Source organism: Alteromonas sp. KS69, from assembly GCF_003989595.1.
Taxonomy (GTDB): domain Bacteria; phylum Pseudomonadota; class Gammaproteobacteria; order Enterobacterales; family Alteromonadaceae; genus Alteromonas; species Alteromonas naphthalenivorans.
In genome coordinates this window covers 1-26150 of record NZ_PYHU01000006.1, presented here as the reverse complement: position 1 = coordinate 26150, position 26150 = coordinate 1, and the positions used below count along the sequence as shown (strand labels likewise).

23 protein-coding genes are annotated in these 26150 nt (G+C 44.8%); 7 read left to right on the top strand and 16 right to left on the bottom strand.

All coding sequences use genetic code 11. The annotated features are described in order from the left end of the window. Positions 1 to 60 precede the first annotated feature (60 nt). The 5 genes from C7Y69_RS22040 to C7Y69_RS05825 all read right to left on the bottom strand — a co-directional run bounded on the left by C7Y69_RS22040 (position 61) and on the right by C7Y69_RS05825 (position 5858). Complete coding sequence (locus C7Y69_RS22040) at positions 61 to 201, bottom strand: ATP-binding cassette domain-containing protein (protein WP_013786620.1); 141 nt, start codon at positions 199 to 201, stop codon at positions 61 to 63. A gap of 256 nt (positions 202 to 457) precedes the next feature. Further along, positions 458 to 850, bottom strand: coding sequence for a hypothetical protein (locus C7Y69_RS21520; protein WP_013786619.1), 393 nt, complete (start codon positions 848 to 850; stop codon positions 458 to 460). Further along, entirely contained in the window at positions 834 to 2828 is a 1995-nt protein-coding gene (locus tag C7Y69_RS05835) for a hypothetical protein (RefSeq protein WP_013786618.1), read from the bottom strand. Before C7Y69_RS05835 ends, C7Y69_RS21520 begins: the two co-directional genes overlap by 17 nt. Further along, complete coding sequence (locus tag C7Y69_RS05830) at positions 2828 to 4579, bottom strand: hypothetical protein (protein WP_013786617.1); 1752 nt, start codon at positions 4577 to 4579, stop codon at positions 2828 to 2830. The genes C7Y69_RS05835 and C7Y69_RS05830 overlap by 1 nt, the downstream gene beginning before the upstream one ends. Next, positions 4566 to 5858 carry a tyrosine-type recombinase/integrase gene (locus C7Y69_RS05825; protein WP_013786616.1) on the bottom strand — a complete coding sequence of 431 codons (1293 nt, stop codon included), beginning with the start codon at positions 5856 to 5858 and terminating at the stop codon, positions 4566 to 4568. The genes C7Y69_RS05830 and C7Y69_RS05825 overlap by 14 nt, the downstream gene beginning before the upstream one ends. A 754-nt stretch (positions 5859 to 6612) precedes the next feature. Here C7Y69_RS05825 and C7Y69_RS05820 point away from each other — a divergent pair. Then, positions 6613 to 8262, top strand: a complete 1650-nt coding sequence (locus C7Y69_RS05820; RefSeq protein WP_013786615.1) for an amidase — start codon at positions 6613 to 6615, stop codon at positions 8260 to 8262. 84 nt (positions 8263 to 8346) lie between these two features. Here the strand turns inward: C7Y69_RS05820 and C7Y69_RS05815 are convergent, their stop codons facing one another. From C7Y69_RS05815 to C7Y69_RS05805, 3 genes are all read right to left on the bottom strand, one after another. Further along, positions 8347 to 8640, bottom strand: coding sequence for a high-potential iron-sulfur protein (locus tag C7Y69_RS05815; RefSeq protein ID WP_013786614.1), 294 nt, complete (start codon positions 8638 to 8640; stop codon positions 8347 to 8349). Positions 8641 to 8886: 246 nt separating this feature from the next. Next, entirely contained in the window at positions 8887 to 9570 is a 684-nt protein-coding gene (locus C7Y69_RS05810) for a flavin reductase family protein (RefSeq protein WP_013786613.1), read from the bottom strand. Beyond that, a complete protein-coding gene (locus C7Y69_RS05805) occupies positions 9563 to 9754 on the bottom strand; it encodes a CPXCG motif-containing cysteine-rich protein (RefSeq protein WP_126872096.1) in 192 nt (63 codons plus the stop codon). Before C7Y69_RS05805 ends, C7Y69_RS05810 begins: the two co-directional genes overlap by 8 nt. Before the next feature lie 203 nt (positions 9755 to 9957). Between C7Y69_RS05805 and C7Y69_RS05800 the strand changes: the two genes are divergently transcribed. Together C7Y69_RS05800 and C7Y69_RS21790 are read left to right on the top strand one after the other, a co-directional pair. Next, positions 9958 to 12090 (top strand): exonuclease domain-containing protein, encoded by a 2133-nt coding sequence (locus C7Y69_RS05800; protein ID WP_126872095.1) that lies wholly within the window; start codon positions 9958 to 9960, stop codon positions 12088 to 12090. A 282-nt stretch (positions 12091 to 12372) separates the two neighbouring features. Then, positions 12373 to 12603, top strand: a complete 231-nt coding sequence (locus tag C7Y69_RS21790; protein WP_256771113.1) for a TIGR03643 family protein — start codon at positions 12373 to 12375, stop codon at positions 12601 to 12603. Between the two features lie 16 nt (positions 12604 to 12619). On the opposite strand, the gene C7Y69_RS05790 is transcribed toward C7Y69_RS21790, so the two are convergent. From C7Y69_RS05790 to C7Y69_RS05760, 7 genes are all read right to left on the bottom strand, one after another. Next, positions 12620 to 13063: a hypothetical protein gene (locus tag C7Y69_RS05790; protein WP_126872093.1), complete on the bottom strand. Its 444-nt coding sequence runs from the start codon at positions 13061 to 13063 to the stop codon at positions 12620 to 12622. A gap of 250 nt (positions 13064 to 13313) precedes the next feature. Continuing rightward, entirely contained in the window at positions 13314 to 14153 is an 840-nt protein-coding gene (locus tag C7Y69_RS05785) for a hypothetical protein (protein ID WP_260563429.1), read from the bottom strand. A 561-nt stretch (positions 14154 to 14714) separates the two neighbouring features. Continuing rightward, the gene (accC, locus tag C7Y69_RS05780; protein WP_057795338.1) at positions 14715 to 16058 is read right to left on the bottom strand and encodes an acetyl-CoA carboxylase biotin carboxylase subunit; all 1344 of its coding nucleotides are present in this window, start codon (positions 16056 to 16058) and stop codon (positions 14715 to 14717) included. Positions 16059 to 16072: 14 nt separating this feature from the next. Continuing rightward, positions 16073 to 16540 (bottom strand): acetyl-CoA carboxylase biotin carboxyl carrier protein, encoded by a 468-nt coding sequence (gene accB, locus C7Y69_RS05775; protein WP_126872091.1) that lies wholly within the window; start codon positions 16538 to 16540, stop codon positions 16073 to 16075. 14 nt (positions 16541 to 16554) lie between these two features. After that, a complete protein-coding gene (aroQ, locus tag C7Y69_RS05770; protein ID WP_013786605.1) occupies positions 16555 to 16995 on the bottom strand; it encodes a type II 3-dehydroquinate dehydratase in 441 nt (146 codons plus the stop codon). A 286-nt stretch (positions 16996 to 17281) separates the two neighbouring features. Beyond that, positions 17282 to 17986, bottom strand: coding sequence for a M23 family metallopeptidase (locus C7Y69_RS05765; protein WP_126872090.1), 705 nt, complete (start codon positions 17984 to 17986; stop codon positions 17282 to 17284). Positions 17987 to 18162: 176 nt separating this feature from the next. Further along, entirely contained in the window at positions 18163 to 20061 is a 1899-nt protein-coding gene (locus tag C7Y69_RS05760; RefSeq protein ID WP_126872089.1) for a protein-disulfide reductase DsbD, read from the bottom strand. Positions 20062 to 20262: 201 nt separating this feature from the next. On the opposite strand from C7Y69_RS05760, the gene C7Y69_RS05755 reads away from it, so the two are divergent. The 4 genes from C7Y69_RS05755 to C7Y69_RS05740 all read left to right on the top strand — a co-directional run bounded on the left by C7Y69_RS05755 (position 20263) and on the right by C7Y69_RS05740 (position 23494). Continuing rightward, complete coding sequence (locus C7Y69_RS05755; protein WP_013786602.1) at positions 20263 to 20793, top strand: FxsA family protein; 531 nt, start codon at positions 20263 to 20265, stop codon at positions 20791 to 20793. A gap of 219 nt (positions 20794 to 21012) precedes the next feature. Then, positions 21013 to 21303 carry a co-chaperone GroES gene (locus tag C7Y69_RS05750; RefSeq protein WP_013786601.1) on the top strand — a complete coding sequence of 97 codons (291 nt, stop codon included), beginning with the start codon at positions 21013 to 21015 and terminating at the stop codon, positions 21301 to 21303. Positions 21304 to 21343: 40 nt separating this feature from the next. Continuing rightward, positions 21344 to 22984: a chaperonin GroEL gene (gene groL / locus C7Y69_RS05745; protein WP_013786600.1), complete on the top strand. Its 1641-nt coding sequence runs from the start codon at positions 21344 to 21346 to the stop codon at positions 22982 to 22984. A 204-nt stretch (positions 22985 to 23188) separates the two neighbouring features. Then, on the top strand, positions 23189 to 23494 hold the full coding sequence (locus tag C7Y69_RS05740; protein ID WP_126872088.1) for a hypothetical protein: 306 nt from the start codon (positions 23189 to 23191) through the stop codon (positions 23492 to 23494). 115 nt (positions 23495 to 23609) lie between these two features. Here the strand turns inward: C7Y69_RS05740 and C7Y69_RS05735 are convergent, their stop codons facing one another. Continuing rightward, positions 23610 to 25937 carry a hypothetical protein gene (locus C7Y69_RS05735; protein ID WP_126872087.1) on the bottom strand — a complete coding sequence of 776 codons (2328 nt, stop codon included), beginning with the start codon at positions 25935 to 25937 and terminating at the stop codon, positions 23610 to 23612. Positions 25938 to 26150: the final 213 nt, after the last annotated feature.

Sequence of the window (26150 nt, the reverse complement as noted above, 5' to 3'; positions counted from 1 at the left end):
GCTATGGCAATGGTTTTGCCCCCGGCGACTCAGTTCCCGGATAAGATCGAACCCCTCGACCTAGCGGCCAAGATCCAGGGCTAAGGTCGGTTCATCGGGAAGGACCAATTGCGTTTCCTCGACAACGGTCATGGTAATCCAGACCCTTTGCTTCGGGCCTCCGGATAGCGCGTCCAAAGGGCGCTCTATCGGTTCTGACATGTTCACAACCCCGACTGAATCCGAGAATTACCCCTTTAAGCACGACATGCCCCTCAGCCTCAATGGACTTACCCCGATGCGTGTGACACACCGTAGCCTCAAATTGAACCCCTCGGACTCGGCCCTGAATGTTCGCTTTGCGACCCGAGCGGCCAAATTGTGGTAGCATCATTTGGGTAGCAAATCGGAAAAGCGTAACCTGCTATGCGTCATTGAATATCATGAGCTTACCGGAATATTACGTGTAACCGGAGGGCTAAAAGCGTGACACCCTCCCGGCCTTCAACCGCTCAATCTCATCCAGAAGCTCTTCGATAGTCGAATTCTGCGCCGCCACAATAGAACTCAGGCGATCAATCTGCTTGCGATAGTCTGCGATCTTCTGCTTATCGGTTCTTGCCCTGTTGTCTGTAGTACGCTTGCTGCTCCTCTTTTGCTCCGACTTAGAAGTTATGTAGGCTTGAACCTCAAGTATCAGCAAAGGGTACCTGTCCTTTTTCAAAGCTGAGGGATCTCGTCCCGCTTCTCTCGCAACGTTGTTTTGGGTAACAGCTGCCCCCAAAGGAAGGCGGATTGTCTTACCTTTTTTCAGCCGATCAAATGCATCCCTGAACTCTTGCTCTGCCGATTTCTTAACCGTTGACGACACTGAGATACACCTCTATCGCATAGATTTCTTTTTTCAAAGCGTTGAAACGTGGACTCTCGGAGGTCAGCGACTCGATTTTCTTTTCGTGAGCAGCCTTTAGTCGTCTCAAGGCTGGCCCATTTTCACGCTTAAAAATCGCATCTGTGCAGATGCCTCCGCCATCAGCCCCAGCACACTGCGCCATTGACTCAATACCACCATACTCACAGACCCCAGCCTTCATGCAGAATCCGGCCAGTGTGCGCCGACAACCAATATCGCCTTTGGCTATTAACTTCGTAAGCTGTTTTTCCTCCCCAGCTTCTACAAGATTGACAACCTTAATCGGGATCATCTGCTTAGAATGAGGGCGCACATTCTCAAAGCTATCTTCCACCACACTTGCAATCTGCCGGTAAATTGCCTTGTAGGACTCGACTATGACGGAAGTTTCAGCATCCGAGTTGAGTCTCAAATTAGTGAAATTGCGGCCATAGTAAAGCGTCATTTTTTGACTCACATGCTTCATGAGCCACTGTAAGCTTTGATCAGAAACCATGTTGGAGGCGAACATATTGACGTTGGTGGTGCGTCGCAACTGATGCGCCGCTAAAGGCCATTGAAGCCCGATGCCAAATCCTTCTCTATTGCCAATATTCGGGGTCATAGACACCGCAATTTTCCAATCCTCTTCTGTCACTGCCATCTCTTCTGGATCGAAAAAAAGCGGATAGCGATCAATGAAGGGACCCAGCCTTAATTGCCCTATAAGTTCGTTCTTGGAGTTTCGGTTGTTACCCTTTACTGGAAGCCACGGCTCCGTTCCGGCCAACGCGAGCGGCACAGAAGAACTATCCCATTCAGGCGCAGACTCACCCCCTGGGAAATACTTCAGCCTCCATTTAGCAATGGTGCTCGCCGCATCAACAGCCTTCTTAACGGTGCTGGGCACAACCCATCGAGCATCATCATCAGGATCAGTTTTCGTGGTTTCCCCAACCAACATTGCGATATCCCCCAACCTCTCGTCACGCTCGATGAGAAAGCAATCAGACCTGAGCGAGTTCACCTCATTCAGGCGCTGAAGGGAGAAGCTCATGATGTAAAATAGAGCCGCCTCTTTAACCATATTGAGATAGGCCGTAAAGCGGGTACTCCTGTAGATGAGAGGCGGTACGCCCAGCCATTTCTCGAAAAGCCCTGAAAGTCCATACTCCACAGAAAATCCTTCAAACCCTCCTGCAAACAGCACTCTTTTTTTGTAAACGTGCGGCTCATAAAAGGGTGAATGGTATTTAACATCCTTTACGCAAGAGGCGTTATACGTATACGCTTCTGATAACCAGCTGAATGCGCTTCCCAGCGCTTGCTCATGCTCGAAAAAATCGTCCAGGCACTCATTCAACCTCTTAACCTGGTACGCCCATATTCTGGGTGGAATATATGGAGTTTGAACCTTCTCATGACCTTTTATCTGCGACGCCAGGAGCGCCAAACCTCTCCCTCCGAATACCTCAAAGCCAAGAACATCTGATTGCAATCTCAATCTATGTAGAAAGTTGACGTAAACCTTAAAACTGGCGCACTGAAGAGCATCAGCAATCTCCTGATGAATCGCCGGAAACCTCTCAACGTCCGAGATCAGCACTCCCTTACTATCGCAGACGCTTGCAATCTTTGTCAGGGCTCCAAACGAGTAAACACAACTCCTAATTCGCCCAGGAAAAAGTCGCGGATGATAAAGCACCAAGAGCACAACCTGCTTGACAAGAAAGACATTCTCATCAGAAATCCCGTCCTTTTTAAAATTGAAGGTCGCAGAGCGCTCGAACGCCCGAAAGTCCCAGAAATCATCACCATATAGGGACAGCGGGGCACCTTCGCTGTCGACCGATACCGCCCAATCTCTGGGTGGCGGAAAGCATGGCGGTCGATACAACGGCGAGTCGACCGTAACCAACGTGGATGGCGACATAAAGCGCAAAGTGTCAGCGTTCATTACTGCTCCAGAAGCTCAATAATTGGGGCCCAATTAGGGTGGTAATCACCCTCTTCAATCCGCTCCTGCGCTTCTGACACCCAGCCAGCACGCCTGGAACTAGAGTTCTTAAACCACGACAATTTTTCGGATAACCGATCAACTACGACGTCAGAGGGCACCTCTTCACGACTCAGCGTCATGCTTGCCTCAATCGTCTTGAGATGCCGAAAGGAGGAAATGGACCAGATATAGTCTTCACTATCTACATCGCGATGATGCTTGCACCACAGGCAACCAGATGGATTGACACAGTTAGGTTCAACTATCCCCCCAGGTCTATCGGCCACCGATTCTGGGTCACCATTGCAACTGCTGGAAATCACCGACGCCTTGAGATCCTTTTGCTTGATAGGGTCGTGCTTGCTCCAAAACCGGGCAACCTCAACCATAGCTCGCTGCTGACTAGGTCGCTCGTATTGGTCCTTTAACACCTCCCGAGTATGCTGAGCCATATCTGCCGTTAATTCAGGGTCTCCTGAGCGGCGCAAAAGCCAATTCACCCTGGTGTTTCTCAGTTCTCGTGGTGTAACCCAAGCAAGTCCATGTGCTTCAAATAACTGCCGAAACGCCACAAAGTGAGTAAGCCCCGTTCTCGACACACTCTCTCCCTTGCCATAATTATCAAACTGAGGGAAAAAGTTTGGAGAATCAGGAAAGAAATGGTTCACAAAGGCTCGAAATCGCTCAAGAAAGGGCTTGTAAGACTTGTAAATTCGAAAGCTTACCTCACCTCCTCTCCTGTTCTTGTAACACCTTACCTGCCAGCTATCGCCGAGCGGCTTATACTTCAAGGCTCCGCGCCCCAACTCTCTAGCCTGAGTCAAATTCATGCCTGTCTGAGCAAGGAAAATCAGAAACTCTGCCTGGACTCGCAGGTTCACCAGGTGCCACCTTTTCGCTCCGCCCCTCCGGGGAGAAATATCACTGACCGCCTCTCGTCGCTTTAACGCTTCCCGATAGAGGACCTTTTTCTGATATGCCCAGCCAGGCTTGGGAGTAGCTGCCAACTCAAGCTCTTGCAATCCCGCATGGAGCAACACCTCATTGCCCTCAACCAGACCGGCTCGGATTGGGATCTCTAGGGGCAGGGGCCCATAAACAGCTTCCTTAGACAATCCTTCCGCGATATCGACCAGGAAATTCCCCTGCTTGAAGGTAGCCTCCAAGTTTTTCTTCTCAGCAATCCGACTGACCGCTTTTGGCGCTTCCTTGACGGCACGAAGGCGAGTCCTATTAATGAGGCGGACGGTTTCCGGTATGGAAAGAATGGAACCAAAAATCGACGACAGCGTCGCAGCCTTTATGTAGGCTGACTTCGGGCTCAACTTCGAACCCTTCTTCCTAGACTTAATGAACAAATACTCGGCGTACTCCAGGAAGTTGAATTCCAGCTTTGCAAGACTGAACGAGTGCTGGCCCTCATCCAGGAATCTCATAAATCCCACGAACGTAGCAAGGTAATGAGGCACCGACTTCTCCGATCGGCCAGCGTAAAGTCTATTCTCAAGCTCTTCTTTAACAGCTTGTAAAAGCTCCAACCTCTCTGTTCGAATCGCCCCTAGCGCTCCCACGGCAATTTTTTTGAACGCCAAATCCGCTCTCAAGCTCGCGCCGCCCCGATAAAGGAACCGTGTTAAATCTGACCTTGAACCATATCGGGGCGCATTCTCCTTATCTAGATACTGGATCAACAAATCAGGCGTCGTCATTGAATGTAACCTTATCGATTAATGTTTCGACGTTGCCAACTTTGCCGACATACAAATTGAAAAATTCGTCCGACAGCGCCTCCTTTACAGGCTCTTTTTCGATGAACTTCACATATTTCCAAGTTGTCGCCTCATCCTTGTGGAGCATGGCATCCCTAACAAAAACGATGGCATCGACCTGGCTCGGAAGGGCGCTCATTGCGAGTCGCATTAACTGGGTGCCAAAAGTGGCTCGTGTTTGGTGAAATTTAAAATCCCTAAATTGATCAAGCCCTGCCTCAGCCAGCTTTTCACGCAGGTAGCTGATTAGTTTTGTAAAGGACGTCTCGGAGTAGGCGTTTCCTCGCTCAGACAGAAACAGCAAGGTTCGATCTTCTTCGGAGGCCCTCGCCTGTCGACCAAGGCGTCGCGCTGAATAAGCATATCGCTCAAGCTGACGAACAAGCTCGGCAGGAAAGAGCAGCGCACCACTCACATCGTACTTGGTTTCAACACCTGTTCCAGGCCCCACCGCAATGCGCTTCATTGAGGGAATTGTCGGATCATCCAGGGCGTTATCGATGCTTGATAGACGCAGGGTGCGAATGGTCTCACTCCGAGCCCCAGTAAAGAAGCCAATCATGGTCATCAGGTAAAGCTCTACTTTCCCACGCTCGAAAAGAAAAGTAAGTAGCGCCGCTCGATTCTCATCCGTTAGAGGGGTCAGCCCATCCTCCAATGCCGCACCAACCCGCCTTCGATTCGGAATGGCCAACTCGCTTGAAGTCACAGACATCGTCCGAGAGAAGCCGACAGAGGTATAGAACTGGATCGTTTTAGACTGATCCTCCCACATGGACTTACGGTCAACCCAGCCATAAACCTGGGCCCAGCGGTAGAATTGAATGATCGCGCCCATTCTCGATGTGGCGGTGCTGGAGCTAACCAATCCGGCCTTCCGCTGTTCAATGAGAAATCCTCGGTACTGGAAAAGACAACGATCTTTCTTTCTCTTCGGAAAGTGTCGCCAATCCACCCCATGATCTTCTAGCCAGCAAGCGTAGGCTTTTAGGTGACTCATGTTTGAGGCCACTGTTTTGATATCGTTTCCTACAACGGAGTCTAACTTGTGGAGTGCATAAGCATTGGCCGCGAGCCAAGGCTCTCCGTCATCGAAGAATATGTGTGGCACCTTTGGCACTGGCTTTGAGCGACTGACCGGAACCCAAGAAACCTCCTGAGAACCCTTGTCGGTATCGAGAGCCATAGGCGTAATACTGACTCTTTCGAGCATCGCCATAATGAAGTCCTTGGTTGATCGATTGCCTACCCAATCCGGCTTGCAGCCAGAAATGTCGCATCCAGAGTCTTAAAAGTTCGCAGACTTACTCTTTGAAAGTCGAGCACCTCACAGCCGCCACCCTTTCGCGAAAATTGCAGCACCAGCCTTCAACCAGGGGCGCTCTGGTGATCATTACTGACTTCAGATTTCCGCAATCAAACAGCAACCGAATGTCCGCCTCTTGCATTTTCCCTATTTCGCCTCATCACTTTTCTGGTTTTGAATATTCCCAAGAGACGCCAACAGGCCCCGAATAGATCGAAGACCTAATCGCACCTCTCTATCGGCTCTGAGGTTTGCCTTAAGGTTGGGGAGATCACAGGGCTTTGGGAGCTGAACCCCAAGAACTCGGGCTACTTTAAGGGATAGGGTTTCCTGTTACCTGGCAGATCTTTGATAGCTTTTATAAGCCGTGACTCACCGAATCGCTGTAAAAGGTACAGCCACTCTCTTTGCCCTCTTTCATTGGTAATCAGAGCGGAAATTCTTCCTACCAGGGGCGGGCCTGAGGGCCCTCTGGCCGTGAGCGGCTAGCCCACTTCCTTGTCTATTTCTGGAAAGAAACTTAGGGTAGGCTCATTCCAATGTCAATAGTTACCACAGTATTTTGTATTCGTCATATGCTAGCATTCGTATGTATAATCGTTTCAATCCACTACTAAGATATTTAAAACTAAAATGTAGATATCTTAGAAACTTGGGGACAAACCACATGAAGGCTACGCTACTTTACGCTGCCGTTATTTTACTTTGCACCGCGTGTGCACCATCTAAGCCGAACACAAAAAATGCATCTGTTGAGCGTTCAGACGACAGGGCTTTTTCAGTAGCTGTTGAGGCTTGGTTAGATAAATCTGCACTAGAACAAGCGCAGGCTATAGCAGCAGGTGAGTTGTCATCCGAGGCGTTAGTAAAAGGCTATCTCGCTAGAATCGAAAAGCTTGATGGTGATGTAAATAGTATTTTGGCACTTAACCCCAATGCCATTGAAGAAGCCAGAGCGGCTGATTTAGCACGTAAAAATAGAATGCGTAAAGGGCCGCTGTTTGGTATTCCAGTGTTACTGAAAGACAATATTGAAACCAGTGAGCTACCTACTACCGCAGGCGCGATGGCACTTGTTGATAATGACACAAAGCGAGATGCCCCCATTGTAGCTCGCCTTAAAGCCGCGGGCGCCATTGTGTTAGGTAAAACTAACCTCTCTGAATGGGCTAACTTTCGGTCTGAATCTTCTATTAGTGGTTGGAGCGCCGTAGGTGGGTTAACCCGAAACCCGCATATGTTATCTCGTAGTGCTTGTGGTTCTTCGTCGGGTTCAGGTGCTGCTATGGCATTGCGTTTAGCGTCGTTAGCCGTGGGCACTGAAACCAATGGTTCTATTATTTGTCCTTCTTCAATGAACGGTATTGTAGGATTTAAACCCACAGTTGGGCTGTTATCTCGTACGCACATTGTCCCTATCTCATATACCCAAGATACCGCAGGTCCTATGACCGCAAACGTTAACGATGCATGGTTAATGGCATCAATCATGGCAGGTGTAGATACAAAAGATAGCGCAACGCTAGAGGCTAGCAAACACATGCTTAATGCACCGCAGCAAAGTATGTTGGCGACCGATTTAAAAGGCGTGCGCGTAGGCGTTGTGCGTTACCGTCAAGGGGATAACCCTCATGTGCTTTCTACTTATGAAAAAGCCTTAAATAGCCTAACTGCCGCAGGCGCTGAGCTGGTGGAAATTAGCGACTTCAAACAACCTGAAAGTTTTTGGGCCGACTCTTATCAAGTGTTACTTAGCGAGTTTCATTACACATTAAACGAATACTTAGAAGGCAGTCCAGCGGACATTCCTGTGCGCAGTTTGTCGGAACTTATTACTTACAATCAAGCAAGCTCTCGAGAACTTGCGCTCTTTAATCAAGATATATTCGAAAAAGCAGTGAATACAGATGACATTAATAGCCCAGAATACGCTTCGGCTCTAGCCTTGGTAAGAGAAACTGCGAGAGACAAGGGTATTGATGCCCTAATGGCACAACATAAAGTTGATGTACTTGTGGCACCCTCAAATAGCCCGGCTTTTCTGATTGATGGCGTGTATGGCGATCATTCCCCAATGGGGTTTATTGGAATTGGGTATTTAGCGGCCATTGCAGGTTATCCGCATCTTACTGTACCGGCAGGAGAAGTGAAAAACCTTCCGGTGGGAATTAGCTTTATTGGCAAGCAATGGGACGATGAAAAAGTGCTACGCATTGGCAGTATATTTCAAGCAAAGCATGGGGCCTATATAAAGCCTGGTTTGTTACCGAGCCGACTACATAACCCCGCATTGTTAGACGCTGTGAAGGGGCTGTAACTCGTTATAGACCCTTATCTCAAATGCATAAAAAAGCCCCAGCACACGTGAGCGAGACTGGGGCTTTTTTGATAATTCGAGTTACTAGCCTGGGCGTTTAACCCATGCACTACACCAACCATTGGCGTTAACCAATTTGTTAGGGAAGATGGCGCAAGGGCGGTGTTGTTCGCCGTCGGCACCTTGAATGTACATGCAGTTGTTACATTTAGCACCGTCTACAGTAGACGCCGCAGTGTAGTTTAATGCTTTCGCGCTTGGATCATCTGCTTGTAGTTGTTCTTGCGCATTCGCACGTAACGCAACGCTTCCTAACGTTAGGCCTATCAAAGATGTACCTGACAATTTCAGAAAGTCACGACGGTTTACAGACTTCATAATTCTCTCCAATTGAGATAATAACGATAATGATTCTTTTTTACTCAGCGCCTAAAACGCAAAAACCTGCCGCAAGGCAGGTTTTGAATGTTAATAATTATACTATAACCCGTGGCGTTTGGATCTAACACAAAGCAATAAATATTTGTTGATCTAGATTAACGAGTTTCACCTGAACAGCTAGCAAAATCAATGTCCTATAGCATCAACGCAACATTAGTTTGCGCGCCACTGGCAAAACATGAATTATTTTTTAGTTACGCTCGCCTGTGTTAAAGGCACATCGGGTTTTGCGTAAGCATATTGGGCTATCTTTTGCGTACTATGATAAGTGTCCAGACCCGAGATACATGAGGTTTGTAGTGATTCAAGATCTATATACCCATCTTCGGCAATAGCACTTTTTGCAATGTCATCTCCTGTAGTGCTGCTGCCCGCAATAAAGACCTCTTGGATTTCACCTATAATCATTTCCGTTTGATTACACAACGTAAAATGCTGTTCTACTTTAAGCCCCATCTTTATCGCGCTTTCTTTAACATAAGGCGCGCTGAAGTTCTGGCTAAACCAAGGCGTTAGTCCAACCTCATCGAACTCACTCACACCATTATCATACCGCGCAGATGTTTGATGTGCTTTGTCAGTCCAACTTGTATGAACATGATTTAAAGTGAACATACCTTGCTGCTTAATATTAGTCAGAGAATCTCGCTGTGCAGTGTGTGGGCGCATAATAATACCCAGCAATGGTGGGTTAGCCCCTACATGAACCACAGAACTAATAATAGCTAAGTTGTTAACTCGGCCATCGGTGGTGCCTAACAGTGAGGAAGATTTAAAGCCAGATAGACTATTCACAAAGTTGGCGCGATATCGTTGCGGCAAAGCATTGATATCCTGCAACGAAAAATGGGTACCACTATCAGCCATTTTCCTGCTCCGCAATAATATTTAAGTCTTCGCCTTGCTGATAAACACCAAGTTCTATAGGTTGGCAACATACTTGGCAATCAAGTACCTGCACCTGACCCACATCATTAACCTCATCAATTTCTACATCATTGGCTGCCATGCAATATGGGCAAGAGAACGCCATCGATCGCGTTAAGCTCATGATTTCCTCGTATGTGAATTACGTTGTGATAGTTATTACGAGTAAAGTAGAAAACTGGATTGACTGCCAATTAAGCCAGAATGACTTTACAAGCCACTACGCAAAAGCCCGTGCACCCACGCATGAAATAAAAAGGGAAAAGGTTGAACAATAGGGCTGTATAAATATACACTAATTAGTGTATGCAATAGTTTGGTTTTATAATGCGAAAAGATTTGCCACCACGATATTACTTAGCCCACTTTTTTGAGTTCTTAGCGTTCTTTAAAGGGGCGAATGCTGCGTTGTTAAGTGATGACGCTCATGGTTTTATAGAAAGCTTTAACCAGTTAGATGCTGACAAACAATGCATCATTGTGCGTGCGGCTAATCGTAAATATGCGGTAATTGACAGGTCGCAGTTTTCTTATGCAGAAATAGCTAACCCTCAACAGCAAATTGACGAGCTGATTGAAGCTAAGTGGTTTGGCGATTTGCACCACGCTTCGCTGCAAGATATTGCAGGCGTACTGACTAAAGATGCTATTTTAAGGCTGTTAAGTGAATACGGTGCCACTCAAGGTTTGGCATCATTGACCAAGCCCGTGCTTGTATCGCGCTTAGAAGCCTGCATTAATCAGCATGGCTGGCCTGAAGGGCTAAATGAGCATACTTACTTAGTGTGTTTGTTTGATGCACCGCTAAAATTTTTATTATTCCTTTATTTTGGCAATACCAAAGGCAGGCTGAATCAATTTTCTATGCGCGACTTAGGCGTCATGCGTACCCGTGGCGATTCGGTATCAGATATTACCCGTTTCGACAGTAAAGCAGATGCTGAAGCAGCCTGGTTTTATGCCAGCCATTTAGAAAAGCTCCCTTTTCTTTCTTTAGCGCAAGCAAATGCATTAGCCCATGAGACGTTCCCCAATAGCGATGGCGTATCAGCCATGTTTTATCGTGATCAGTTTCTTTATGCACTAGCGTTAAAATTACTAGGCGAGCACCGAGAGCAGGCCCTTCTTTTGCTATACCAAGCCCAAAGCGACAAAGCGAAAGAGAAATGGATAAGAGAAAGCTATAAAGATGGCAACACCGATAGTGTTAAAGAAGTACTAGAACACATTATCGACTCACCACCTTCCGATACGCTGCTGGCCTTTGCTGAAGATTTCTATGCGAGGAAATACCACAAAAAGCGCACCAGTGCGGTAACCGATATGCTTAGAAATGCCAGCCGTACTATTGATATTGATGTTAGTCAGAATCAACAGGTAGAGCGCGGCGTTTTAGCTCACTATAAACGCTTGGGAATTGCGGGGTGGCGTACAGAAAACCGATTATGGTGCAGCTTGTTTGGGCTAACCTTTTGGGCACAGTTATATGAAGAAGATACGTTAGTCACTGAGTTTGACAGGCGGCCACTGTCGCTTAAACAAAACAACTTTTATGCGCGTTTTGGTAGCAGTATAGAAGCTTTATTTGAACGGTTAGATAGCAAAGAGAAATTTCGTTATCACGTTCACAAAATGGCGACAGCCCACTATGGCAAAGTGAATAGCTTATTCATGTGGAGCAGCCACTTGCTTGAACCTATCGATGCTCTTATCAAGCACGGCGAGCTTAGCGCCATCGTTAACCTGCTTCGAATGATGAGTGAAGATTTTGCCTCTTTAAGCGACGGCTTCCCTGACATTATGGTGTTTGATGAAAAGCTGCGCTTTGAAGAAGTGAAAGCGCCGGGTGATCAGTTAAGACGCAATCAATTGGTGTCTATTCAGAGGTTGCAACGTGCTGGGTTTGAAGTTGCGGTTACTACAGTAAATTGGCATCGCGATCCTAACCAGCCCTATGTGGTGGTTGATATTGAAACCACAGGCGGCAACAACAGCTACAATCGAATTACTGAAATTGGCATGGTGAAAATTGTTGCGGGCGAAGTGGTAGATACTTATCAAGCCTTGATTAACCCGCAGCGAAGAATTCCGGCTACCATCACACGTCTTACCGGTATTTCTGATGATATGGTGGCTGATGCCCCATTATTTGTAGAAGTCGCTGAAAGTATTGCTAGCTTTACCGACGAGGCGGTATTTGTGGCGCACAACGTTAATTTTGATTATGGCTTCATTAAACAGGAATTTGCACGGTTAGAGCTTCCTTTCAAACGGCCTAAGCTGTGTACGGTAAGAGAAATGCGAAAGGTAAACCCAGGGCTACCTTCATATTCATTGGCAAACCTTACGCGGCATTTCGATATTAAAATGGAGCAGCATCACCGCGCGCTCTCCGACGCAAAAGCGGCCGCAGCTTTACTTGATATCATTCTAACGATGTCTGCTGAAACGATTAAATAAATGTAAGGTTAGGTAAGGCTAGGTAAGGTGAACATTTTTTCTATATTAGCGTAGTAGTAGTGTTAATTAACAAGAGCCCGAACTATGCGAGATACCGAACAGCAACTTACACAAGAGCAGTACACAGAAGAGCGTAACTTTGATAAAGGCCATCTTTCTCTAGATAAGCTTTCAAATGATCATCTCTCAAAAGAGCCCTCGTCAAAAGATTATCCATCAGAGCTCTATCCCTTAGAACGTCATACTGAAGGGCGTCTTACTGAGGTTGAACAATCTCGCGTCATTGAAATGGCGTGGGAAGATAGAACCCCTTTTGAGGCAATCGAAGACTTGTATGGCTTACCTGAGAAAGAGGTTATTAAACTGATGCGCCAGAATTTAAAGCACAAAACCTTCAAAAATTGGCGTGCAAGGGTGTCAGGGCGTAAAACCAAACACAAAACGTTACGCCCAGCGGGTGTAGAAAGAGGGTACTGCCCGTCTCAATATAAACCTCAGAGTGCAAATAAGTAACCTTCTATTGTGCTGGCTATTCTGCTGGTTTCAATGGCTTCACGGTAGTGACAGGCAATAGCAGCATCATAAGTTGCTGGCGCCATGGCGTGGGGAATAACGGTGCGATGCTGTCATCCGTAGACATGGCTTCTGAAACTTGTTGCTTATAGGCTATATAGTCAGGGTTGGTATCTTTAAGGTTCTCCATGCGACTTAATACCGAATCGATAAAAGAAGCAGGACTACGCTGCGTATGCTGCTTTAAATCTAACACTAATTCACGCAAAACATAGGCTTCCCATTCAGAACGATAACCTAGTTCTAGCTTGCCAGGCTCGCGAGAAAGCTCAGCAATTTGTTGGCATAACTCCACGTCGTTTTCGGGCTTGTCGTAAAGCACGCGCAGAGCAAGCAATACGTCGATAGACAGGCGTGAAACAGGGAGTTGAGATTTTAGTTCTTCGTAACGTTTGGGCACCTTGTAAACCTTTTTACCTAAGTGGTAAAGATTGAAAAACTTTTATTTCTTAGCGTTTGAGTTAGTAGACACTACCATACTTCACTCAGTTTTTTTAGTAAATGGCAGTACGCACAAGCAGTTGTAATCATTAAATAAACGTAACCATTCAGCGCTGAACTTTCGCGTGGGGAACCACCGTATTAAAAAGTGCACTGTCAAAGTGCGTACGCGTTCTTGCTGTTTGGCCCATCATTTTGATGGGCCTTTTTTATTGCTCAAATGACACCTTTATACCTGCAAGCAACCGACTAACGCTGTCTACCACATCGGCACGTATAAACCACTCTGTGTCATCAATAAGAGTAATATCTCCGCTTATTTCAGCTGAAGCGCCATGACCCGTCCCCAAAAAATCTTCAGTCAGCTCACCCCTAGGGCCAAAGCCTTCACTTACATAAGAATAGTGAGAAAAATAAGACAAAGGGTAATTTCCCACGCTCGTTCTTCCGCTCAGGCCAATAACAAACTTTGAGCTTGAAGATGACAGCTGCTGAATAGTTTCAATGAACAACGTTTGGGATGGCGTGTATTGAAAGCGATATTCACCCCGAATAAAGTTGTTGTCAGTCATACGCTCGATACTCACTTCGTAGCTATGGGTTTGCCCCATTTTTGCCGAGTATTCTAATTCAACATAATTGAGTTGGTGGAAACTATCAAATGCGCTGTTGGCGTTGGTATCGTCAAGTTCGCCAATAACCAATTCTATTTCGCTGTCCTCTTGCAAGGCATAAACACTGCGCATGCCTTTAATCCATCCATCTTTAGATAGCCCTGACGAAGAAACTCGGCCCTTATAGGTGGGGATGATCCCCGCCTCCATTTTTCCATCAGAAAATTCATAGCGTAAATATAAACGCCTAGCGTAAAGGTAATCTGACGTATCACTATCAAAGGTATTATGGCTTGATGCAAAAGATTCTCCGGTAACCACAAAACTATTTAACGACCACGCATCGTCAGAGGACAGGGAAACAGAAGGGTAATATCGCACTCTATACTGATTTCTATGATCTCGGTCTGAGCGTTCGTCAAAACGAAATTGCATGTCAAGCTTCTGTGAAAAGCTTAAGCGCTCGGCAAAGGCATTGGCGCATACGGAAAATAAGAGAACAACAAATACAGCTGCGTTATCTACCCTTTTCATTTCAGTCGAGTCCAATTCATCAATAAGTTAATTAAGCCTAACCAGCTTATACGAAAAAAAGTGCGACTAGGGTAACTATTTGTGATGGAAAAAACTGAAAAAAAAAGCCGGTGAATGACACCGGCTAAAAACTGGAGGTGGACTCCAATGAGGGTAAACACATAAAACACAACTAAAGTTTCAATAGCAGGGAGGGCTAGGAAACTGAGTTAAGTATATGCCCGCCCCGTTCATTTGAAAAACCTTAAAACTTGATTGTCCTAATCGTAAAAACAGAATGAACTATATGAGCTAGTAATTGCTTAAGCATGGGCAGTAGAGCGCATAGCAAAATGATACTGATAGGCGCGAGTAATTTAAGTCGTTTGGAAATATGTTGTAGAAAAAGAAGGGGTGTACCAGAAGTAAAAAAAGGAGATAAAAGCAGTGCCGTGGAAAACACGGCACTGAATTTTGATGCTGTTAGGCTATGCCTAGTTTCTTCTCAAGGTAGTGAATATTGGTACCACCGGCAAAGAAGTTTTCATCAGCCATAATAGAGCGTTGTAGAGGAATATTGGTTTTAATTCCCTCGATAACTAGCTCATCTAACGCATGACGCATTCTGGCAATGGCTTCGTCACGACTTTCACCAAAGGTAATCAACTTACCAATCATGGAATCGTAGAAAGGCGGTACCGTGTAGCCAGCATAAATATGAGATTCCCAACGAATACCTAAACCGCCCGGCGAGTGGAAAATATCAATCGTACCTGGGCTTGGGATAAAGGTTTTAGGATCTTCTGCGTTAATTCGACATTCAATAGCATGGCCACGAATTTGAATTTGCGATTGGTCGATAGACAGAGGCTGACCGGCTGCAATACGCAGTTGTTCTTTAATTAGGTCAACGCCGGTAATCATTTCAGATACTGGGTGTTCAACCTGAATACGGGTATTCATTTCAATGAAATAGAACTCGCCGTTTTCGTATAAGAACTCGAACGTACCTGCGCCGCGATAACCAATTTCGACACAAGCACGACGACAACGATCGCCAATCTTGTTACGCATTTGCTCAGAAATACCAGGTGCTGGTGCTTCTTCTACCACTTTTTGGTGGCGGCGCTGCATAGAACAGTCACGCTCGCCTAAGTGAATAGCATTGCCTTGGCCATCGGCTAAAATTTGAATTTCCACGTGACGTGGATTTTCTAAGAATTTCTCCATGTACACGGTGGCGTTACCAAAAGCCGCGCCCGCTTCAGCTTGCGTAGTTTCAATAGCACTAATAAGTTCCGCTTCACTGCGAACCACACGCATACCACGACCACCGCCGCCGCCAGCTGCTTTAACAATAATTGGATAGCCAATGCGTTTAGCAATGGTTTTATTCTTATCATTGTCGCCAGTAAGCGGGCCATCTGAGCCAGGTACACATGGAACGCCAGCTTTCTTCATAGCACTAATTGCTGACACTTTATCACCCATCAGGTTAATGGTGTCTGCCGTTGGGCCAATGAAGATAAAGCCACTCTTTTCAACTGCTTCAGCAAAGTCGGCGTTTTCTGCTAAAAAGCCGTACCCTGGGTGAATAGCAATAGAATTAGTGACTTCCGCCGCTGCAATAATGCGAGGAATATTCAAGTAGCTTTCGGTTGCTGAGGCTTTACCGATACAAATCGACTCGTCTGCTAGCAACACGTGCTTTAAGTTTTTGTCTGCCGTGGAGTGTACCGCAACGGTTTTGATGCCAAGTTCTTTACAGGCACGCAAAATACGAAGGGCAATTTCACCACGGTTTGCAATGAGTACTTTATCTAGCATAGTACGAAGCCTGCTTATTCAATGATGAACATGGGTTGATCAAACTCTACTGGGTCTTGGTTATCTACCAGTATTGCCTTAACCACACCAGATTTGTCTGATTCAATTTGGTTCATCATCTTCATTGCTTCAATAATACAAAGTGTGTCGCCAGCATTTACCGTTTGACCCACTTCAGCAAACGGTTTTGCTGTAGGTGAAGATGCGCGATAGAAAGTACCAACCATTGGTGATTTAACCACATGGCCTTCTGGCGCTGCAGGTGCCGCTGCTTGAGCAGGTTCAGCCGCCGCAACGGGTGCTGCTGGAGCCGGAGCTGGTGCTGCATGAGCTGGTGCAGCAAAGCTATAGTTCATTGGCGCTTGAACGCCAGTTGGGCCGCGATGAATTCGAACAGACTCTTCGCCTTCAGTGATCTCAAGTTCGGCAATGCCAGACTCTTCCACTAATTCGATGAGTTTTTTGATTTTTCTAATATCCATGTTCAGTCTCTACGTTAATTTTTTGATTGCGGTAAATTGATGGCGGCGGTCAGGGCTAGTGAATAACCAATGGCACCAAGGCCAACAATGACGCCTGCCGCAACATCTGAGAAATATGAGTGATGTCGAAATGATTCACGGGCATGAACATTCGACAGGTGTACTTCAATAAACGGGATATTGACACTTAACAATGCATCGCGAAGTGCAACGCTTGTATGTGTGAAAGCAGCGGGGTTAATGATGATTGCGTCGATATTGCCCATAGACTGATGAATACGGTCGATAAGCGCATGTTCTGCGTTCGACTGAAAATGGGTAAGGGTGGCATCAGACGATTTTGCCTGCGCGCTCAGATCATCAACGATGTCCTGTAACGTTTGTGTGCCATACTTATCGGGTTCACGTTGTCCTAACATATTTAGGTTAGGGCCGTTCAGTAACAAAATATTCATTAAATTTGCTGCTATCTTCGGTAAAAAGTCAGTGTATTTGCTATTTCAGCAAAATTTTATGACAGTTGCACGAAAAAAAGACAATTAATCCGGTTGTTTATTCATTTAGACGTTGATTATAGAGGTAGTGAAAGATTTCGCAGCAAAATACTGGTCTAATCAGGTGTTTTCGACGCAAAGTTCTCTTCCCGGTCTATGCGTTATCACAGGTGCGTGGCGGTGTATAAGAATGTGACCATGTAATGCTAATGTGACTTTTATGTGCTGCTTATGTAACTAGTGGAGTTCAATTCGGCTCATTTTTTAACGCAAATGGCACCGACATGTACTTTCCTTCGTACTTGGCTGTGTACACGGCGAAGTGCAAATGGGGTAGTGATGAAAACCCTGTATTACCAGAATAACCAATGAGCTCTCCAGCTTTCACCTTTTGCTCTCTTGTTACCACCACACCTTTATATTTCAAATGATAATATTCGCCTGTGGTGCCATCGTCATGCAAAATAGCGACAAAATTCGCGTGCTTAGCAAACCGTTTAGAAGCGCCGCCTAATTGGCCATCATCTTTCGTATCTATTACCACACCATCGCGAGCGGCGAACACGGGAGTGCCAACCGGCGCCGCAAAATCTAATGCATAACAGCCCCCACCAAAACCTTGTACTACGGGGTAATTACTAGCTGGGCGCAGCGGCGGCAAATAAATCACTTCATCATTGTGCACAGCATTCAGCACTCCTGAAGTCCAGCTTACTTTCATTGAGTGCCAAAACCGTCGCGGGCTTTTTACTACCCCCATTAAAATAGGGTCATCGTCGTTTAAAAAATACGCTGGATGTCGACCCGGGCGTAAGCCCACTGGTTGGTAAAGTAGACGCAAGCCCACTGGCTGATAACGTAAGCACAAGAGGCAGCGGTATCTTTCGCTGGGCATAAACTTCATAGTTGCCATTTGTGGGCGGCGAAATACTAATACAAAATCGATTAGCATCGTAGCAACCAAGCGCCTGGGTTGTCAGGTTTTGCTTCACGGTCTCTTGCGCCAATAGCGTTTTAGATGGCACGCACAAGGTAAGAATGAACAAAAGCGCGAGTGAAAACTGAGGCATTTGGGGCATAGCTCACCCTTGAATTACGGCGAAGAGTAATCACTCACCAATCATAATGTTAAAACGTATTTTCAACATGTTCAGCAAAGGCTGGCGCTTTCATAAATCCGGTTACCCGAGACTGCGTTAGCTCATTACCGCTCTCATCGAAAAATAAAATAGTTGGCAGCCCAAGAATAGAAAATTCATCCTGAAAGGCCGTATTATTGGCAGAGGTATCGGTTAAATCTATTTGCATCCACACGGTATTATTAAGCGCATTAATAACATTAGGATCAGGGAAGGTGTATATTTCAAACTCTTTACAGGCCACACACCAATCGGCGTACAAGTCCACCATCACCGTTTTGCCTTGTGAATTGGCTGTCGCAATTTGTTGGCGTAAATCATCTAAATTCTCAACGACAATAAATGTTGGATGAGCCAGCTGGCTGTGCTGCGTGGCAGTGTCTTCAGATGAAGTCAGGGTGTTATAGGCTAGCAGCGCACTGGCGAACAAACCTGCCGCAATAACCAACGTTCGCACGTACTTCAAAATGCCTTTTTGGCTCGCTTCGTTTACCACAAAATAATAACCAAATGCCCCTAAACCTAGGGCTGCCCACAGCAAGTTAATGTATTCGCTAGACCATGCTTTGGGCCACAAACGCTCTACAAATACGATGGCCACCGACAGCATCATAAATCCAAACGATACTTTCACCACGTTCATCCACTGACCCGCTTTAGGTAGCAATTTAGAACCGGTGACTCCAAATATTATAAGGGGAACGCCCATGCCTATGCTCAGCACATACAGGGAAACAAAACCAAGGGTTAAGTCGCCGCTTTGTGCAATAAACAATAAAATGCCGGTTAATGGCGCCGTAGTGCATGGCGAGGCAATTAGCCCCGATAACGCACCCATAGCGAATACACCCGCCATGCTGCCAGGCGTTTGGTTGTTACTTAAATTAGTTAAGCGGGTTTGCCATTTTGCAGGAAGTTGAAGCTCGTATCGGCCAAACATGGCTAACGCCAGCAGAACAAAAATGCCAATAAAAATGCCTAGAATGAGCGGATGTTGAAGTGCAGCCTGAAACTGCATACCCGCCGACGCCACAATTAAGCCTAATATAGAATAGGTAATGGCCATGCCTTGTACGTAGGTAAACGTGAGCCAAAATGCGTTGCTGGCTTTTGCCTGTTTACCTTGGCCAATCACAATACCCGACACAATGGGGTACATAGGGAACACGCAGGGGGTAAAAGCAAGGCCTATGCCTAATGCAAAGAATAGCACCAAGGTGAGGGCTAGGTTTTCTTTGTTAATGAGCTTATCGGCCAGAGAATATTGAGACGCTTGAGAGCTACTCGGGTTCGTTTGCGAGAGACTCTGTTCATCTGTCGACATGGGATCAGCGCTGTTGCTCAAGACGCTGGCGTTAGCGTTGCTGGCAAGGGCATTCAAATAGACGGTTTTAATATTCGGTGCGTAACAAAGGCCCGCATCGGCGCAGCCTTGGTAGCGTATTTTTACTATACCGTCGTTGGTGGCTTGTGTAATAGGAACCGTTATCGTGACTTCATCATAAAATACTTCCGATTCGCCAAAGTATTCATCTTCAATGATCACGCCTTTGGGATAATGAGGTTCCCCAATGGCGGCTTGCTTAGCCACTAACTTGAATTGCTTTTTATAAAGGTAATAGCCATCGGCAATGGTAAAGGAAAGGCTTAAGGTGTCGTCTGCCTGATTGAAGTCGAATACAAAGGCTTGGTCTACTTTTAAGAATTCTTCTTGGTTGCTGAACACATCGTCGAACCCACCCAGGCTCTGATTTGAAGGCGGAGCGGAGGTTTGAGGCGAAGTTTGTGCCGTAATTTGTGTATTAGTTTGCGAATAGCCAGGCAGCGCAAGCGATGCTAAAAATAGACAACATGCGACAAAAGAAAATAAACGGGTGATGTACTTCATATAACGACTTTCTTTATCCTAAAGCTATTGGCCTATAAAAAGTAAGACCGAGATGTATACGCTATTCTATCACAAACCCAGTTTAACACAGCTACCGTCGGTCGCTTGAGTTTGCCACTTAACCCAAAGCGTTGCACCTTCGCTTGTTATTATGGTCTTTACCCCAATACTATTCTATGACTAGATGAAAGAGGAAATGTTGTGCGGTTTTTATTTTTATTGTTTGCCATATTACCCATAGTAGAGATTGCCCTATTAGTTCAGGTGGGCGGGATAATTGGTGGCTGGAATACTATTGGGCTAGTGATATTAACCGCATTCATTGGTGCTTATTTTGTTAAGCGCGAAGGTATAGCAACATTACAAACCGCACAGGCCAAAATGCAGCGCAACGAACTGCCAGGTAAAGAGATGGTAGAAGGCCTAATGCTGGTAGTTGCAGGTATTTTATTGGTTACCCCAGGCCTAATCACTGACGTTCTTGGCTTTATGTTTGCCTTGCCAGGTTCTCGCCACCTTATTGCTTCGCAGCTAAGTAAACATATGAAACTGCGGGTAGTGACTCAAGCGGGCGGCTTTAATCAACAAGCTGGCGGTGCCCAGTATAACCCGTTTGAAAACCCATTTAATCAGCAACAGTCTGGTCAACCGGGCAGCTCAGATAATGGCGATGTGTTTGAAGGTGAATTTTCAGACAAAACCCAAAATGACCCAGACAAACGCCTTAAGTAATGTGTACTTTTGGCCTTAAGTGCAAGCTTTGAGCATTAAAATCAATTTTTTTACATTTTTTTGCTCAAAAACCCTTGAACTTGCATGGCTACTCCCCCATTTATCCTCGCAGATACGATTTTAACTGCTCGGCAACGAGCAACCCAAGCATACGACATACAAATAATTGTGTGTCGACAATCATTAACTTGAATAGTGAAATTTTCAGGAGACTTGAAAATGGCAATTCGTCCTTTACACGACCGCGTAATCCTTAAACGCGCAGAGCAAGAAAGCAAATCTGCAGGCGGTATCGTTCTGACTGGTTCAGCAGCAGAAAAATCTACACGTGGCGAGATTATCGCTGTAGGTAACGGCCGCATCCTAGAAAATGGCGATGTTAAAGCGCTAGACGTTAAAGTTGGCGACACCGTTATTTTTAGCGAAGGCTACGGCGTTAAAACTGAAAAGCTGGATGGTGAAGAAGTTCTGATCCTAAGCGAAAGCGACATTCTTGCGATTGTTGAGTAATTACAACTAACGTTAAACGAATTAAGAGAGGAATTTAATCATGGCAGCTAAAGAAGTACGTTTTGGTAACGACGCTCGTACAAAAATGCTTAAAGGCGTAAACACGCTAGCAAACGCAGTGAAAGTTACACTAGGTCCTAAAGGCCGTAACGTAGTACTAGATAAGTCTTTCGGCGCTCCTACCATCACTAAAGATGGTGTATCTGTAGCCAAAGAAATCGAACTTGAAGACAAGTTTGAGAACATGGGCGCGCAGATGGTTAAAGAAGTTGCGTCTAAAGCGAATGACGAAGCGGGTGACGGTACAACTACTGCAACTGTTTTAGCACAAGCTATTATCACTGAAGGTCACAAGTCTGTTGCTGCAGGCATGAACCCAATGGATCTTAAGCGTGGTATCGACAAAGCAGTTATTGCTGCGGTTGAAGAGCTTAAAGCCCTATCTACTGATTGTGCTGACAGCAAGTCAATTGCTCAGGTTGGTACTATCTCTGCAAACTCTGATGCAGAAGTTGGCGACATCATTGCTCAAGCAATGGAAAAAGTAGGTAAGGAAGGCGTAATTACTGTTGAAGAAGGTCAAGCACTTCAAAACGAACTTGACGTTGTTGAAGGTATGCAGTTCGACCGCGGTTACCTATCTCCTTACTTCATTAACAACCAAGAGAACGGCACTGTTGAACTAGACAGCCCTTTCATCCTATTGGTTGATAAGAAAATTTCTAACATCCGTGAGTTGCTTCCTACCCTTGAAGGCGTAGCAAAAGCAGGTAAGCCACTGATGATTATTGCTGAAGATGTTGAAGGCGAAGCCTTAGCTACACTAGTAGTAAACAACATGCGCGGTATTGTTAAAGTTGCTGCTGTTAAAGCACCTGGCTTTGGTGACCGTCGTAAAGCAATGCTTCAAGACATCGCTATTCTTACTGGTGGTACGGTTATCTCTGAAGAGATTGGTCTAGACCTTGAAAAAGTAGAGCTAGAAGACCTTGGTACCGCTAAGCGCGTAGTTATCAACAAAGACAATACTACTATTGTTGATGGTAACGGCGACGAAGAAGCGATTGAAGGCCGTTGTGCTCAAATTAAAGGTCAAATTGAAGACTCTTCTTCAGACTACGACAAAGAAAAGCTTCAAGAGCGTTTAGCTAAGCTTTCTGGCGGTGTTGCAGTAATTAAAGTTGGTGCTGCTACCGAAGTAGAAATGAAAGAGAAGAAAGACCGCGTTGAAGATGCACTTCATGCAACTCGCGCCGCGGTTGAAGAAGGCGTAGTACCTGGTGGTGGTGTGGCGCTAGTTCGTGCAGCAGCTAAGCTTGCTAGCCTAACTGGCGAAAACGAAGACCAAACTGTAGGTATTAAGCTTGCACTACGTGCAATGGAAGCGCCTTTACGTCAAATCGCTAGCAACGCCGGTGCAGAAGCATCTGTTGTGGTTAACGAAGTGAAAAATGGCGACGGTAACTACGGTTATAATGCGGGCAACGACACGTACGGCGACATGCTAGAGATGGGTATTCTTGACCCAACTAAAGTAACGCGCTCTGCACTACAGTTCGCAGCATCAATCGCTTCACTTATGATTACAACTGAAGCCATGATTGCAGATATACCTCAAGACGAAGCAGCGCCTGCAATGCCTGATATGGGCGGCATGGGCGGAATGGGCGGCATGATGTAATTGCCTGTTCCTCCCTTTGCTGTTGATTTATAAAGGTTTATTTTTCATGTGTAGAGACGTATGTAGAGACAATAATAGAGCCTTTTGATCTAACACGGCATTGAGACCTAAAAAAGCCATCAAGATAATACTTGGTGGCTTTTTTGCTTTTAGTGTGTAGCTTTTTTTGTATGCAGGTCAGAATATATCTTGTTGGGAGGATTTATGAGTAGTCGTGAAGAGTCAAAGGAAATAGCCTTCTTGCTGAAAAATGGCGATTGGGCTTTCCCTGTAAAAGTTGAAAGTGAAAAAACGGGGAATCTTTCATTTAGGTCTGCGCCCAAGGACGTAAACAAGTTTGGATTCGATTGGAATAATAATGAAGTTGAAGTATCTGAAGTAGAAATGATTGATGATGTGTTGAATAAAGGAAGAAGGACACGTTGTACGTCTACTTCTCAACCTGATAAGGCTAACCTCAGAGGTAAGTCATCAAGAGATGTCGTAGGTTTATATATACTCCATCGTTAGGTATTTTCGTACCCACAATCTCAGGGGGGGGATGACGTAGCACGCACCTCACCCTTTAGATTGCAGCGTATCATTACAATTAATAAAAGTGTCGTTTATTTAAGTGGACTTTTAGCTATCTGGACTCAAACAATCCAATCAAATGGTATGCTATTTCGTTGTCATCAATGTTCTTTGCAATTAATAAGCATTGCTTTACATGATCAGGTTCCAAGGCTTGTACTGATGCTTCGTTGATGAATTTATCTCTTAATTGTTTATTAGCATCCTTGTATAAAACGACAGCGAGAGAATATTCAGAAGACTCATGAGGGCATAAAATAATCATGTTCTTGTGACCTACTTGTTGCCAAGTGTGGTGCACTCTCTGGGACAAACTTTTTATCATATTGCTCAATTGAACTTGGTCTTCAGGTACATACATATTTAGTATGCAACCTATTTCCGTCCACCTTGGGGTTGAGCGTTTTTCGAGTTGGTTGAATATCTCAGTGAATAATTTAGATGTTTTAGGTTTAGGCTTTTGGATTGATACACCGGCATCTTTAGCCTGATAGTAACTGTCTATAGAATCAGACATTCCGCTAATATTTATAACGTGATCTGTGGCATAATCACTAAAGTTTCCTAAAGCTAAAAACGTCGATAGGTAAAGCCCCAAATAATCTAGCTCGTCTCCCATAAGATTATATTGCTTTTGAATTATGCTTCGTCTTTCTAGATAGTGGAGTATTTGTACTGGGTGCTCTAGCAAATCAAATATTGTCTCAAAATCAGCTAGATTGGTTGAAGGGCATGATTCATATCCATCTGGTAGCCAGCCAGTATCTTCGAATAATTTCAGATTAGTTTGTAAAGTGGCAAAATCCTCTAGCGAAACTGAAACTCGAATAACTTTGTTAATTTTTGAAATGTCGATTGGTAGTTTGTCGATTAATGGGTCATTCGTATCCGGATTTTCGATTAATTCTTTAATCTTTTCAGCAAACCTAAATGACTGAACGCTAGGATCAATATAAATTTCTTTGAAGTGCTTTTTGATTCGATCCGGAGCACCTCTCAAAGCTGGCTTGGTAATATTGTGTGATTTGGCCTCTATTATTAGTGCATGAGAATCTATGAAGGTGATTAGGTCTGTCTCAAATGTTTTTCCCTCAAAATCCCATTGTATTCCGGAGATTGTATGAGATCCAGGAAACCTAGTTTTTACTATCTCTTCTATCTTTTCTTCTAGATATAACGCTCTTCTTTCATGAAGTTTGTCTTTATCATAACCTTCGATTAGATTGTCTAGACTGTTCAAGGAGAAACTAAAAAACACTTGTGGGAGTGGACAGAAGTACTCTGACTCTCTTTGGACTATAGGTCTTGTCCAGATAGGGTTATCAAGAAATATGAAATCCTGATTGTGGGTAGCAAGTTCACCGCTTTCGAGTGAAAAATGGTTTAGTATTTTTACTATAGTCTCTTGTGCAATGCTTAACTCTTGACTTAATTCTTCACAATCTATGTGATACATGTATGGAGTGAATAAGTCATAGTGAGAAAGCATGAGGAAAAATAACTGTTTGAAGGGAGTTCTATCGATAGCTAAATCCTCAAACAGCTCTTCTTTGTCATTTACTGAGAGACCTATATGGTCAGTATATAAATCTATTAGCTTTTTCTTGTCATGAGTTCTATAAAGGCTACTCAAAAATTCATATCTTTCAGTTAATTTTTGTTCGCCACTACTAACTAAATGAGAGAATACTTTTATAGTGTCTGTGACTGTAAAACCAAATATGTTGTTAACTTCAAAATCAAAATATGTGTAGAGCTCCGTAATTATTGTTTTAATCTGAGAGTTAAAACCCCAATTACGGACTATTTGAGTATGTCCTCTTAGCAGCTCCTGAATGGTAGATATTGCTTTTTCTTCATTAGACTGATTGAGTTCTGCTGTTCTATATCTACTTTGAGTTGAGTTTTGTTGAATTTCTTTTATTAGCTCAAAAACAACTTCAATATCTCTATTCGTAGGCATTTTTGTACCTAAAGAATCTTTAGGTATCGTCAGAATTAAAGCTTGTAGTAACTCCACATGAAATTGCTCAACCCCAATAGGAGATTCTTTATTAACAACCCCATCGTCACTGACACCCTGACTTAAAGAATAAGTAGAGACAATTGATAAAGTAGTTAACGGACAGTACTCACAAAGGAATTCCTTTAGGTCATCGATTCCTTCTTTTAGCTTAACTTTACTCTCAGAAGAAATTTTTTCGATTAAAGACTCTCGTTGTTCTCGAGTCAACGAGGATAGAGGGTTTTCAATGCTAGTTAAGACTGGACCTCCATCTGATTTAACCTGAGTAGGGGAGAAGTTTTTATCTACTTTATGATTTTTGTTCTTTAACTTCTTTTTCTTCGCGTCACGCCTTGCTTTACTTTTTTTACTCATGGCATTCCTTTCGAGTATTTCCTTAAGGATACTATCGTAAATGACTAAACCTGTTGTGTACACCTAGATGAAACACAGTGTACACATGTGTACGGTTACATGTGATCTCCCTTGGAGGCACTGTCACATATGGTCTTACGTTATTTTAATGATCTCTTAAAAGTCGTCTTTTTCTATTGAGAACTCTTTGTGATTTGCGTATTTCGGTGAATC